Origin of the sequence: Archangium sp. (genome assembly GCF_036389735.1) — a bacterium.
Taxonomy (GTDB): Bacteria; Myxococcota; Myxococcia; order Myxococcales; family Myxococcaceae; genus Archangium.
This window is the reverse complement of the sequence record NZ_DASVWK010000306.1, coordinates 1-13,879: the sequence shown is the minus strand read 5'-3', so window position 1 is coordinate 13,879 and position 13,879 is coordinate 1. Positions and strand designations below refer to the sequence as shown.

Genomic DNA, 13,879 nt, shown 5'->3' with positions numbered 1-13,879 from the left:
GGCTCCCGCAGAGCTGGTTCATCCTCTGCGCCTCGCGCGAGCTGGGGCGCAAGCCGCTCGCGCGCACGCTCCAGGGCATGCCGCTCGTCCTCTTTCGCACCGAGAGCGGCAAGCCGGCGGCGCTGGTGGACCGCTGCCCCCACCGCAACGTGCCCCTGTCCATGGGCCGCGTGGTGAGCGGCCAGCTCCAGTGCGCCTACCACGGCTGGCGCTTCGACGCGGGGGGCCAGTGCCGCGCCATCCCCGGCCTCATCGGCGAGCCCGAGGCGAAGTCGCGCTGCACCGCCTCGCACGCCACGCGTGAGCAGGACGGCTTCGTCTGGGTGTACTCCACCCCCGGCGTCGAGCCCACGCACGAGCCCTACCGCTTCCCCCTGCTGGACGCCCACGGCTACAGCACCGTGCGCCGCACCTTGCACGCGAAGGGCTCGCTGCATTCCCTGCTGGAGAACACGCTGGACGTGCCCCACACCGCCTTCCTCCACGGCGGCCTGTTCCGCACCGAGAAGAAGCGCAATGAAATCGACGTGGTGGTGCGCAAGGGCGCCGATCGCGTGGAGGCCGAGTACATCGGCGAGCCGCGCCCGGAAGGGCTCGCCGGCAAGCTGCTGGCCCCGGGCGGCGGCGTGGTGAAGCACTTCGACCGCTTCCTGCTGCCCTCGCTCGCCCAGGTGGAGTACCGCATCGGCGATGACAGCCACCTGCTCGTCACCTCGGCGATGACGCCCGTGGACGACTGGGAGACGTGGGTGTTCGCCGTCGTCACCTTCCGCATGCCCCTGCCGCACTGGCTGGTGAAACCCTTCCTCACCCCCGTGGCCCTCCACATCTTCGGGCAGGACGCGAAGATGCTCGCGCGCCAGACGGAGACGATCCGCCGTTTCGGCTCGGAGACCTTCGCCTCCACCGAGGTGGACGTGCTCGGCCCGCCCATCCTCCGGCTGCTGCGCCAGGCCGAGCGCGAGAAGGTGCCGGCCGCCTCCGACGAGGTGCAGGAGACGCGGCTGAAGATGCGGGTGTGAGCACGGCCCGCGCACCAGCGGACAATCCACGGCCTTCCGGGCTTACGAGTTTTTCACCAGCGCACACATCTCCAGGAGAGGCATGGCCCCGGGTCGCGGGGGGCTGACACGCTTCGGGCATGACCTCCGCGCTGAGCACCGAGAAACTCATCTTCGCGCAGTCCGTGGATGCCCTCTTCGTGCGAGCCCTGGGGCCGTACCTGACGCGCGACGGACGGCGACGGCTGAAGGAGGCGGGGCTGGACCTGAGCGAGTCGTTGCGGCCGGCCTACGCGCTGGAGCAGTGGAAGGCCTTCCTGCGCGTGGCGGCGAGCGACATCTTCCCCGGGGCCTCGCCCCAGGAGGCGTGGTCCGGCCTGGGCGAGCGCTACCTCCAGGGCTACCGGCAGACGGCGCAGGGGCGCGCGAGCATGGCGCTCGTCACGCGGCTGGGGGCCCGGCACACGCTGGAGCGCGTGCCGCACAACGTGCGCGCCGGCAACAACTTCAACGAGGTGCGGGTGGAGGAGCTGGGCACCCAGGCGGCCACGCTGTGGATGAAGGACGTGATGGCGGACAACCCCTTCTTCGCGTGCGGCTTCCTCGCCGAGACGCTGCGCGCGGCTGGGGCGGGTGACCTCTCCGTGGTGCCGGTGGCCTTCGACGGCACGGCCGCCACCTTCCGCCTCACCTGGACGCACGCCGCCAAGAAGCCGGTGGCCGTGGGGTTGGCGACGCGCTGACGTTCGAAGCTGGAATCCCTGCGGCTCCAACGATTTCCGGTCGGATTGTCAAAAAGGTTACGCTCTCGCGGTGATGAGCGTTCAAAACCTGTTGTCGCGTGCGGTGCCAGTGGCGTCCCTGCTGGTGTGTTTCCTCGCGGCTTGCGGTGGAGACCCAGCCGTCAACGTGGGCTCGGGCGAGGAGGCGCCGGTCGAGTCGCCCCGTGATTCCGGGACGACGCTCCCGGGCAAGGACGCGGGCAGCGGAACGGACGCGGGCACGAGGACGGACGCGGGCACCGACACTGGCAAGGACGCGGGCACTGAAACGGACGCGGGCACCGATACCGGCACGGACGCGGGTACTGGCACGGACGCGGGTTCGCCGGTGTCGCTCGTGGTCGACGCGGGCCCGGATGTGACCTTCTGCGCCGGTGCGTCGGCGCGCATCGGTCCGGCTCCCGAGTCGGGGCTCGAGTACTCCTGGTCTCCGGCGGACGGGCTGAGCTCGGCCAGCGAGGCGCAGCCGATGGCCTCGCCGAGCAGCACCACCACCTATGTCCTCACCGTGCGCGAGACGGCCTCGGGTCGGACGGGCACGGACTCGGTGGTGGTCACCGTGAACGCGCTCCCGGTTCCGGAGATCTCCGCCGCGCCCAAGGTGTGCGGCAACGACCGCTGGAGCCTCAGCGGCGGCAACTCCACCGCCACCGCTCCGGCGACCCTCACGGACTACGTCTGGACCTTCGGTTCCACGACGCTGTCCGGTGTGGACGCGCGGTTCACGGTCCCGGCAGGCCCCGCGAGCATGTCGGCGACGCTCACCGTCACCGACAGCAATGGCTGCTTCGCCTCCCGCACCCTGGGCGGGAAGGTGCTGGAATTGCCCGTGGCCAACGCCGGCGCGGATCTCACCATCGGCAAGGGCTCCAGTGCCCGGATTGGCGTCCCGGCCACGGGTGGCGCGGCGCCCTACCGCTATGCCTGGAGCGCCACTCCGGACTGTGTCGAGGGGAGCTGCTTGAGCAGCGCCAGCGTGGCCCAGCCGGATGTCACGCCCGCCGAGAGCACGCTGTTCACCCTCGTCGTCACCGATGCGGAGTCGTGCGGCGGGAGCGACTCGGTGCGGGTGACCGTCGCGCCGGCACTGGTGGCGGATGCCGGTGGGAACAAGGCCGTGTGCGCGGGCCAGTCCATTTCCATCGGCCTCCCGGCGAGCGGCGGTATGGCGCCCTACACGTATGCGTGGAGCGTGAGCCCCGCATGCACGGGCTGCCTGAACAGCACCACCGAGGCCTCGCCCACCGCGACGCCCTCCGTCACCACCACCTTCACCCAGACGGTCACGGATGCCCTCTCGCGGACGGCCTCGGCGAGCGCGGTTGTCACTGTCTACACGAGCCCGGGCAGTGCCGGTGCGGACCAGTACCTCGACCCGGGCGCCTCCGTCGTCATCGGCCCCTCGCCGGTCGAGGGGGCCAGCTACACCTGGTCCTGCAACCGCGCGGACTGCGCGCTCTCCGCCACCAGTGGGGCGCAGCCGGTGGCCGGCCCCACCCGCTCGACGACCTACACGCTCGACGCCACCAACGGGCCGGGCTGCGGCGTCCGGAGCAGCACCACCCTCTGGGTCAACCTGCGGGCGGAGACCGTCCCCGCGGATGGCAACCTCTCCTTCCCCGCGTCGTCCCCGCTGCTCGTCCAGTTCGATCAGCCCATCCTTCAGTCCACCCTCAACGCCTCCACCGTTCTGCTCCAGGACGTGACGGGCCTCGAGCCGGTGTCGATCCCGGTGGACCTCGCCTACAACGCGTCCACCCGACAGCTGCAGGTGACTCCTCGCGCGGGGAGCGGCTACGCCTCCGGCAAGGACTACTCGCTCACGCTGGTGGGGGGCCCGAGCGGCATCGTCTCGGATGATCCTGTCCTGCCGAACCGCCTGCCCACGGACCTGCTGGTGGACTACACCACGGCCGCGGCGGATACCGCGCCCCCGGTCGTTGCCTTCCGCAGCCCGCTCAGCGGTGCCGTGGGAGTCCCGACGAACACCTCCATCGTGGTCACCTTCAACGAGGCCGTGGAGTCCTCGTCGGTGACGGCCTCCACCTTCACGCTCGCGGGCGCGGGGCAGCTCGCCGGCACGGTGAGCTACGACGCCTCTACCTGGACGGCCACGTTCAAGCCCTCGGTCGCGCTGGGCTTCTCCTCCACCTATCCGGTGACGCTCTCCTCGGGCATCCGGGACCTCTCCAAGAACGCGATGGTGGCGACGAGCTGGTCCTTCACCACGGGCGCGGCGGCGGACCTCTTGGCGCCGACCGTGAGCACGGTGACCCCGGCGAACGCGGCCACGGGCGTGGCCTCCTCGGAACTCGTGACGGTGACGTTCAGCGAGGGCGTGGATGCCTCGAGCCTGTCGGGCATCCGGCTCATCCACGTCGCCTCGGGAACCCAGGTGGCTGGCAACATCACGTACAACTCGACCACCCGGGTGGCCACCTTCGCCCCGACGGTGCTGCTTGGCTCGATGGCCACGTACGAGGTGAACGTGAGCGGGGTGAAGGACCTGGCGGGCAACGCCATGGCTTCGCCGTTCACGTCCCGCTTCACCACCCGACAGACGCTCTTCTCGGAAAATTTCGAGAACGGCACGGCCGCGTGGCGGCTGCCGGTGCCCACCACGGGCACGCCCTGGAGCCTCACCACCAGCAGCTTCCACAGTGCCCGCAACAGCCTGACCGACAGCGCGATCGGCAAGTACCAGTTGGGCGTCGACAGCTACGCCGCGCTGGCGCAGCCGGTGAACATCTCCGGCCTCTCGTCGGTGACGGTGCAGTTCTGGATGCGCAATCGCACGGTGAAGAAGGACAACGTCACTGTCGAGGCGAGCTACGACAATGGTGTCACCTGGGCCCAGGTGCTCGGTACCTTCACGGGCAACCAGGGCTGGGCGGTGCGGTCACTGCCGTTGACGGGCCTCGCGGGCAAGACGCAGATGCTGCTGCGCTTCCGCCTCAAGGCGGCCAGCGCCAACAGGACCTCGGACGGCGTCTACATCGACGACGTCATCATCCAATCGCCTTAGCCGCACAGGGGGAGTTCATGACGCAGTCCACGAATTCGATGCAGGGGAAGGTCTGTCTCGTCACCGGGGCCACGTCCGGGCTGGGGAAGGCCACGGCCACGCAGCTCGCGGCGCTGGGCGCCACGGTGGTGATTGGCTGCCGGGACCGGGCCAAGGGCGAGGCGGTGAAGAAGGAGATCGCCTCCCAGACGGGGAACACGTCGTTGGATCTGTTCCTCGCCGACCTGTCCTCGCAGAAGTCCATCCGCCAGGGCGCGGCGGACTTCCTCTCGCGCAACCCGAAGCTGCACGTGCTGGTGAACCAGGCGGGCCTGTACATGAGCGAGCGCCAGGTGACGGAGGACGGCCTGGAGCGGATGTTCGCCGTCAACCACCTGGCGTACTTCTCGCTGACGCACCATGTGCTGCCCGCGCTGAAGGCCGCCGGGTCCGCCCGCGTCGTCAATGGCTCCGGGGGCGCCGAGGCCGCGGGCAACATCCACTTCGACGACCTCCAGGGGGAGAAGAAGTGGAGCGCCTTCCGGGCGCTCGCGCAGTCCAAGCTGGGCAACTTCCTCTTCACCTACGAGCTGGCGCGGCGGCTGGAGGGCACGGGCGTGACGACGAACGTCATGCACCCGGGCGGGGTGAAGACGGAGCTGGGCAAGGGCGCGGGAGGCCCCTTCGGCGTGATGCTCCGGCTGATGCGGCCCTTCATGGACACGCCCGAGGTGGGCGCGCGGACGCTGGTGTACCTGGCCAGCGCCCCCGAGCTGGAGGGCGTCACGGGCGGCTACTACGTGAAGAACAAGCCCGCGAAGTCCTCGGCGCGCTCGCGGGACAAGGAGCTCGCCGCCCGGCTGTGGAAGGTGAGCGCCGAGCTGGCGGGCGTACAGGCCTGAGTCGCACGTCCGTGTCGGCTACGCGGTCAGCACCACGCGCAGACACTGGTCCGTCTTCTTCTTGAACATGTCGTAGGCCCGGGGGGCGTCATCGAGCGCCATCCGGTGTGACACCACGAAGGACGGGTCGACCTCGCCCCGTTCCACGTGGCCGATGAGCCGGTCGAGGTAGCGCTGGGCGTGCATCTGCCCCATGCGCAGCGTCAGGCCCTTGTTCATCGCCGCGCCCATGGGGAACTTGTCCAGCACCCCACCGTACACGCCGAGGATGGAGACGACGCCTCCCTTGCGGCACGCCTGGATGGCCTCGCGCAGCACGTAGGGCCGCTCCGTCTCCAGCCGCACCGCCTGCTTCACGCGGTCATAGGCGCCCTCGAAGCCCGTCTCATGGGCCTCCATGCCCACCGCGTCGATGCACGCGTCCGGACCCTGGCCGCCGGTGAGCTCCTTGAGCGCCTCCGCCACGTTCACCTTCGTGTAGTCGAGCACCTCGGCCTGGCAGTGCTTGCGGGCGATGGCCAGCCGCTCCGGAATCCGGTCGATGGCGATGATGCGCCCGGCCCCCAGCAGCCACGCGCTCTTCATGGCGAAGAGGCCCACGGCGCCGCAGCCCCACACCGCCACGGTGTCCCCGTGCTGGATGTTGCAGAAGTCCGCCCCCATGAAGCCGGTGGGGAAGGCGTCCGAGATGAACAGGGCCTGCTCGTCGCTGAGCCCTTCCGGCACCTTGCGAGGCCCCACGTCGGCGAAGGGCACGCGGATGTACTCGGCGTGGCTGCCCGCGTAGCCCCCCAGCATGTGCGAGTAGCCGAAGATGCCGCACGTGGCGTGCCCCCACAGCTTCTCGGCCATGGCGGGCTTGGGGTTGGAGTTGTCGCAGAGGGAGAACTGGCCCTTCTTGCAGTGGAAGCAGTCGCCGCAGCTGATGACCGAGGGGACGATGACGCGGTCCCCCGGCTTGAGGTTCTTCACCTTGCTGCCCACCTCCACCACCTCGCCCATGAACTCGTGGCCGAGGATGTCGCCCTTGAGCATCGCGGGGATGTAACCGTCGTAGAGGTGCAGATCCGAGCCGCAGATGGTGGTGGCCCGCACCTTCACGATGGCATCCCGTGGATTGAGGAGCGAGGGTTCGGGGACCTGCTCCACCCGCACTTCATTCACACCCGTCCAGCACACAGCCTTCATGGTCTCTCCTCCGTCCCTCGGGTCCTCTGTTCAGGAGCGCGGCGACAGCGTCTTGCCCAGCCGCGAGCGGTGGCCGTGCGTCTGGGCGTCGACCGTGGCCACCTCGCCCGTCTCCTGGAGCTGCTTGAACTGGCGCAGGCCTCGGGAGAGGTACTGCTTGGGCTCCTCGCCGAGCAGCTTCGCCACCAGGGCCACGGCCCGGCCGCCCGGCACGTGGTAGCGCAGCGCGAGGTGCACCACCGTGCCCCGGCCGCCCGGCGCGTCCTCGAAGCGGACGGTGCCGGTGTGCGGCAGCTTCGAGCCGGGCAGGGTGTGCCATTCAATCCGCTCGCCCGGCCGATCCTCCGTGAGGCGCGAGTCCCACTCGAGGACGACGCCCACGGGGCCCTGGAACACCCAGTGGCTCCGCCCCGCCTCCAGGTTGCGCACCGACAGCAGGTTCGGAATGAAGCGCGGGTGGTTCTCGAAGTCGCGCCACACGCGGTACAGCTCCTCGCGGGGCTTGAGGATGGTGGTGTTCAGCTCGAAGACGACGCCCGGCTCGCCCGCCGCCTCCGTCACGCCCATCAGGGCATACGCGCGGCTGCGTCCCGTCAGTCCCCGGCGCAGGAGGGAGCCGCCCGCCAGCGCCAGCAGGAGGGTCGGCACGGTCCGGTGGCGCAGCCCGTAGGCCACCAGCCCGAGCCCCACCACCACCGAGGCCACCCGCTCGCCGGTGCTCACGTTCGCTCCCTTGGTGCCGTGCTGGAGCGAAGGGTCGAGCTGGGGCCGCTGTGCACCTCGGGTCCCAATCAGTTCGCTTTCTTGAAGCATCATGCGGGCGTCCTCCTACATGCGGTGGTGGAAGCTCTTCACGCTCGCCGGAGGGTCCCACTGCCCCGGGGGGCGATGCGGGTGTGTGCTGCTGTACGCGCGTCCTCCAGGCAGGCGCGTTGACGCCCCTGCTAAACCGGTGTTCAGTCTGAAGGGAGACCGCCATGGCCCCGCAGATTGCCCTCGAATTCGTGTCCTCCCAGGCAGTCCACCCGGCCCTCGAGCCATTCCACCCGGTGGTACAGCGGTGGTTCACCGAGCGACTGGGCGAGCCCTCGCGGCCCCAGGTGGAGGGCTGGCCCCTCATCCAGGCGGGGAGTGACGTGCTCATCGCCGCGCCCACGGGCAGCGGCAAGACGCTCACGGCCTTCCTGGCGGCGTTGGATCGGCTCTTCCGCCTGGCGCTGGAGGCCCGGCTGCCCGACAGCACTCAGGTGCTGTACGTGTCGCCCCTCAAGGCGCTGGGCAACGACGTGCGGAAGAACCTGCTCCAGCCGCTGGAGGAACTGCTCCAGCGTGCCCGGGAGGCCGGGTACAAGCCGCAGGAGCTGCGGGTGCAGGTGCGCACGGGAGACACCGCGGCCTCCGAACGCGCGAAGATGGTACGCCGGCCGCCGCACATCCTCATCACCACGCCGGAGTCCTGCTACCTGTACCTCACGGCGGATCGGGCGCGCGCCACGCTGCGCTCGGTGCGCACCATCATCGTGGACGAAATCCACGCCCTGGCGAGGGACAAGCGGGGGAGCCACTTCGCGCTGTCGCTGGAGCGGCTGAAGGCGATTACCGAGGTACAGCCGCAGCTCATCGGCCTGTCGGCGACGCAGAAGCCGCTGGAGGCGATCGCGGCCTTCCTCACGGGCGAGAGGGCGGAGCCGTGCCGGCTGGTGCAGGTGGGGCACCAGAGGCCATGGGACCTGCGGGTGGAGATACCGGACGCGGAGCTGGGCTCGCTGGCCACGAACGAGATGTGGGGCCAGGTGTATGACCGGCTGGTGCGGGTGGCGGGAGAGCACCGCACGACGCTCGTCTTCGTGAACACGCGGAAGATGGCCGAGCGGGTGGCGCACGACCTGGGCGAGCGGCTGGGGCCGGACAAGGTGGCGGCGCACCACGGGAGCATGTCGAGGGAGCTGCGGCTATCGGCCGAGGAGCGGCTGAAGGCGGGACAGCTCTCGGTGATGGTGGCCACGGCGTCGCTGGAGCTGGGCATCGACGTGGGGAACGTGGACCTGGTGGTGCAGCTCGGGACGACACGGTCCATCGCGGTGCTGTTGCAGCGGGTGGGCCGAGCGGGCCACTACAAGGGGGGAATCTCGAAGGGAATCCTCATCGCGATGACGCGCGACGAGCTGATGGAGTGCGTCGGGCTGCTGAACGCGGTGTACGAGGGGGACCTCGACGCAGTGCGGATGCCGGAGAAGCCGCTGGATGTGCTGGCGCAGCAGGTGGTGGCGGCGTGCGCGTGCGAGGAGTGGGACGAGCGGGCCCTCTACAACCTGTTCCACCGGGCGTACCCGTACCGGAACCTGACGTATGACGAGTACGAGAAGGTGCTGGAGACGCTCTCGGAGGGCGTGTCGCTGCGGCGGGGGCGGGCGGGGGTGCACCTGCACCGGGACCGGGTGAACCAGCGGCTCAAGGCGCGGCGGGGCGTGCGGATTACCGCGCTCACCAATGGCGGCGCGATTCCGGACACCTTCTCGTTCAACGTGGTGGCCCAACCCGAGGGCAAGGTGGTGGGGACGCTGGACGAGGACTTCGCGGTGGAGTCCTCGCCTGGGGACATCTTCCTGTTGGGGACGACGGCATGGCGCATCCAGCGGGTGATGGGGGCGTCGGTGATGGTGGAGAACGCGCACGGGCAGCCGCCGACGGTGCCGTTCTGGCGGGGCGAGGCGCCGGGTCGCACGGATGAGCTGAGCGTGCACGTGGGCCGACTGCGCCAGGAGTTGCTCGAGCGCGAGGACGCGGCGCGGTTCCTGGAGAAGGAGCTGAAGGTGCCGCCGCCGGCGGTGGACGCGCTGATGGCCTACCTGCGCGCGGGGCAGCAGATGCTGGGGGGCGTGGTGCCGAGCAACACCACGATCGTGGCCGAGCGCTTCTTCGACGAGGCGGGGGGGATGCAGCTCATCCTCCACGCGCCCTTCGGCAGCCGGGTCAACCGGGCGTGGGGCCTGGCGCTGCGCAAGCGCTTCTGCCGCACCTTCGACTTCGAGCTCCAGGCGGCGGCGACGGAGGACGGCCTGCTCTTGTCGCTGGGGGAGCAGCACTCCTTCCCGCTGGAGGACATCTTCCAGTTCCTCAATCCGGAGAACGTGGAGGAGGTGCTGGTGCAGGCGGTGTTGCAGGCGCCGCTGTTCGGGACGCGCTTCCGGTGGAACGCGACGCGGGCGCTGTCGCTGTCGCGCTTCGCGGGGGGCAAGCGGGTGGCGCCGAACCTCCAGCGGGCGAGGAGCGAGGACCTGCTGGCGGCGGTGTTTCCGGCGCAGGTGGGGTGCCAGGACAACCACGGAGGGGCGGACGTCGAGCTGCCGGAGCATCCGCTGGTGAAGCAGACGATGGAGGACTGCCTGCGCGAGGCGATGGACATCGACGGCCTGCGCGAGGTGCTGCGGCGGATGAAGGACGGGCGCATCAAGCTGGTGGCGAGGGACGTGCCCGAGCCGAGCCTGTTCGCGCACCAGATGGTGAACAGCCAGCCGTACACGTTCCTGGACGACGCCCCGGCGGAGGAGCGGCGGGTGCGCAACGTGGTGTTGCGCCGCACGCTGCCCGCTGAGGACGCGGCCTCGTTCGGAGCACTGGACGCGGACGCCATCAATCAGGTGGTGCGGGACGCGGCGCCCCCGCTGCGGGACGAGGACGAGCTACACGACGCCCTGTTGCAACTGGTGCTGATGCCCGAGGCGGAAGTGCCGCCGCGCTTCGTTCCGAGCCTCCTGGCGCAGGGGAGGGTGGCGTGGCTGGAGGTAGGGCCGAAACGGTTCCTCATTCCAGCGGAGCGCCAGAGCCCCATCCGAGCCCTGTTCCCCGAAGCCCCCATGCAACCGGAACTGGCGCCTTTGCCGGGAGACAAGCCGGTGGAGAGGGACGCGGCGGTGTCCCAGGTGGTGCGGGGTTGGATGGAGATGCTGGGCCCGACCACGGCGGCGGAGCTCTCGGCCTACACGGCGCTGGACGAGTCCGAGGTGAACCTCGCGCTGCACCAACTGGAGGCCACGGGAGGAATCCTGAGAGGCCGTTTCCGGCCGGAGTCCACCTCGACCGTGGTGGAGTGGTGCGATCGGCGGCTCCTCCAGCGAATCCACCGTCTGACGGTGGGCCGGCTGCGCAAGGAGATCGAGCCACTCAGTGCCCGGGACTTCATGCGCTTCCTCTTCCGGTGGCACCACCTGGAGGAACTGGACGCGCTGCGAGGCTCGACGGGGCTGTCGAAGGCGATCAGTCTGCTCCAGGGCTACGAGGCGCCCGCGTCGGCCTGGGAACGCTTCCTGTTGCCCGCGCGAATGAAGGGCTACCTGGGGGACCTGCTGGAGCGGGCCTGCTACTCGGGCGAGGTGGCCTGGGGCCGGCTGACGATGAAGGACGCGAAGCCCACGCCGGGCCCGCGCCGAGGCGCCCCCGCGACGCCCGTGGAGCCCGAGCCACCGCGCTCCCGAGCGGCCTCACCCAACCGCAACGCGAGCCTGACCTTCGTGCGGCGCGAGGACCTGGACTGGATGCTGTCGTCGGCGCGACCGAACGCGGTGCTCGCGGACGGAGGCGTGTGGGTGCCGCCGGACCTGTCGGGACCGGCGAAGGACGTGGTGGCGGTGCTGGAGCAGCGGGGGGCGTGCTTCTTCAACGACCTCTGCTCGCGCTCCCGAAGACTGCCGGCGGAGGTGGAGGACGCGCTGTGGGAACTGGTGGCGCGAGGCCTCGTGACAGCGGACGCGGTGCAGAACCTGCGAGTGCTTCAGAGCCCGGCGCAGCGCAAGCGACAGAAGCTGTTGCAGCGAGGAGGCCCGGGCCGCTGGAGCCTGCTGGTGCCCTCGGAGCCGAAGCCCGAGGACGAGGTACGTGAATCACTGGCACGCCTCTTCCTGCAACGCTACGGCATCGTCTGGCGCGACCTGGTGATGCGTGAGTCGCTGGCGCCCTCGTGGCGAGAGCTGCTGTACGTGTACCGGCGGATGGAGGCACGAGGCGAAATCCGCGGAGGCCGCTTCGTGTCGGGCTTCGTGGGAGAGCAGTTCGCGCTGCCCGAGGCGGTAGACGTGGCACGAGCGGTGCGGCGGCAGCAGCCCTCGGGAGTGCGCGTGCAACTCTCGGCGGTGGACCCACTCAACCTCACAGGAGTGGTGACCCCGGGCCCTCGAGTACCGGCTACGGTGGGCAATGTCGTCACCTACGTGGACGGCGTACCCCAGGGCTTCGATGCACAGGGAGACGATGAGGACGGAGAGGGCGAGGACGGCAGCACCGCCGAGACGGCACAGGCCAACTGAGCCCAAGACAAGGGTTTTCGCCTCCCTTGAAGGAAGTCCGCATGAAGGGCCTGGCCCTCTGTTTGAGTCTGTTGTTCGCGCTCTCCGCTTCAGCCCATTCTCCGGAAGAGTCCCTATGCAGGACGACATCCCTGCCCGTGGCTCGGATGGAAAAAGAGGAGAAGCTGTGTCGCTCGTTCTCGCGCGCGCTCGCGAGGCTGCCAGCGACGATGACCGAGGATGCGCGGGTCCTGCTCACGCCCGAGAACCTCGCCCTCATGGGGACCCTGACAACCGTATGGCTCGGGTCTCAAGGTGTCCCCATTGCAGGTCAAGTGGTGGATGCCGCGCTGCTCGCGCTGGGTGTGACGCTCCTGGCTGGTCAGGCGGTAGATCTCACCCACTTCCTGTGGACGTTCGTGAACCGAGCCGAGCTTGCTCGAAGCTCGGCGGACCTTGATGAATCAGCCACATCCCTGGCGCGAGCCCTCTCGATGGTGGGCATCAACGTCGTGGCCGTCATCCTGACGAGGGAAGCCGTGGCGAAGGCGCCCCGAGGTCCTCCCCCTCCCACGCCAGAGTTCGCCTTGCCCCAAGGAGGCCGTGTCTCCGCGATGGCAATGGAACAGGCGCCCTCTTCAGTCAAGGCACCTGTGGTGCTGATGGCGGGAGGTTCGGGCGGCAACCGCAAGCCCCCCGAGTACGAGGGCCGACCGACGAAGACGCCAGACCCCGCTGCCTTCGAGAAGTGGATCCGAAAGGCCCAGAAAAGGGCGCTCCCAGCCAAGCCGGAGGAGCCCTATGGCTTTCAACGGAAGCACGCTGGAGCAGAGGAGGTGTTGGTAGAAGGAGGCGGCGAGAGTGTGTGGGCGGATGGCGCTCGGTCCAGTGATGCGCACCTCATCGACACTAAATATGTCGAAAAACCTGACACAAGTCCCTTTGTTGTTGGATCTGCATGTGGTGAGTCGGTGAGGCAGATCATCCGGAAGAAAGAAGCGGGTCAATTCTCCCGGTATGCTGCGATCATCCTGGATTCGAAAACTCCCGTGGTAGGACTCGAAATAATTGTGAATGACAGTCGTGCCATCGTCTTTTTTGAGTCGTTGATGCAGGAATTTAGAATTCCAGGCCGAGTAGTGGTCAAGCAGTGAGGAGATGACAAGTGGATTATCTCGTCATCGTCAAGACTGGGTGGGTCTTTTCGGCCCATGACTTCAAGAGCGAGTTGCTTCGGAGGTGGCCAACGGTTCGGATCGAAGAGGTCCGAAGTCTTCGGAGCAATGACGTCTTGGAGTTTGAAGTGCCAAAGGCGCAGAGGGGGCTCTATGGCTCTCTTACCCGGGATGGCAATGCGATCATCTTCTCAGGGGAATTGGAGGACTGCGCCGAATTCGCGCAGTGGTGCCGGTCACTCATCCCTGCTGACCAGGAAGTCATCTTTTGCGACGAGGCGATGAACACGAGCCTGCTGTTGGAGCCCAGCACTGCTCCAGCGGAGATCGTCCAAGTTGTTCTTGGCTCATACGGGTGAAACTTTGATTCGGTCTCCCTCCGAGACGGCGCAGGCCAACTAGCCGGTATGATGTGTCAGCTGACCGGGTCTCGCCGGCCAGCTGACACACCGATTAGGCAACGGCCTTTCGTGCCTTCGTGAGGTTCTCTGGCTCGAACGGGTGACCAAGGCCCGTGGCGATCTCCTGGATGGCGCGGGCATAGT

The 13,879-nt window shown here is 68.7% G+C and carries 9 protein-coding genes; 7 read left to right on the top strand and 2 right to left on the bottom strand.

What is annotated here, in order from left to right; translation table 11 throughout:
- The 4 genes from VF794_RS10820 to VF794_RS10805 form a co-directional block, all read left to right on the top strand.
- On the top strand, nucleotides 1–1,022 hold a 1,022-nt coding region (locus VF794_RS10820; protein ID WP_331109418.1), incomplete at its 5' end, for an aromatic ring-hydroxylating dioxygenase subunit alpha.
- 119 nt (nucleotides 1,023–1,141) lie between these two features.
- Nucleotides 1,142–1,744, top strand: a complete 603-nt coding sequence (locus VF794_RS10815; protein WP_331109416.1) for a DUF2378 family protein — start codon at nucleotides 1,142–1,144, stop codon at nucleotides 1,742–1,744.
- A 73-nt stretch (nucleotides 1,745–1,817) separates the two neighbouring features.
- Nucleotides 1,818–4,808: an Ig-like domain-containing protein gene (locus VF794_RS10810; protein ID WP_331109414.1), complete on the top strand. Its 2,991-nt coding sequence runs from the start codon at nucleotides 1,818–1,820 to the stop codon at nucleotides 4,806–4,808.
- Nucleotides 4,809–4,825: 17 nt separating this feature from the next.
- Nucleotides 4,826–5,689 (top strand): SDR family oxidoreductase, encoded by an 864-nt coding sequence (locus VF794_RS10805; protein ID WP_331109412.1) that lies wholly within the window; start codon nucleotides 4,826–4,828, stop codon nucleotides 5,687–5,689.
- A gap of 18 nt (nucleotides 5,690–5,707) precedes the next feature.
- On the opposite strand, the gene VF794_RS10800 is transcribed toward VF794_RS10805, so the two are convergent.
- Both VF794_RS10800 and VF794_RS10795 read right to left on the bottom strand, forming a co-directional pair.
- Nucleotides 5,708–6,877, bottom strand: a complete 1,170-nt coding sequence (locus tag VF794_RS10800; RefSeq protein WP_331109410.1) for a zinc-dependent alcohol dehydrogenase — start codon at nucleotides 6,875–6,877, stop codon at nucleotides 5,708–5,710.
- A gap of 30 nt (nucleotides 6,878–6,907) precedes the next feature.
- Complete coding sequence (locus VF794_RS10795) at nucleotides 6,908–7,693, bottom strand: SRPBCC family protein (protein ID WP_331109408.1); 786 nt, start codon at nucleotides 7,691–7,693, stop codon at nucleotides 6,908–6,910.
- Between the two features lie 161 nt (nucleotides 7,694–7,854).
- On the opposite strand from VF794_RS10795, the gene VF794_RS10790 reads away from it, so the two are divergent.
- From VF794_RS10790 to VF794_RS10780, 3 genes are read left to right on the top strand one after another with little or no spacing between them, the layout of a single operon-like run.
- Nucleotides 7,855–12,180, top strand: a complete 4,326-nt coding sequence (locus VF794_RS10790) for a DEAD/DEAH box helicase (RefSeq protein ID WP_331109406.1) — start codon at nucleotides 7,855–7,857, stop codon at nucleotides 12,178–12,180.
- A gap of 41 nt (nucleotides 12,181–12,221) precedes the next feature.
- Nucleotides 12,222–13,313: a restriction endonuclease fold toxin-2 domain-containing protein gene (locus VF794_RS10785; RefSeq protein WP_331109405.1), complete on the top strand. Its 1,092-nt coding sequence runs from the start codon at nucleotides 12,222–12,224 to the stop codon at nucleotides 13,311–13,313.
- An 11-nt stretch (nucleotides 13,314–13,324) separates the two neighbouring features.
- Entirely contained in the window at nucleotides 13,325–13,693 is a 369-nt protein-coding gene (locus VF794_RS10780) for a hypothetical protein (protein ID WP_331109403.1), read from the top strand.
- Nucleotides 13,694–13,879: the final 186 nt, after the last annotated feature.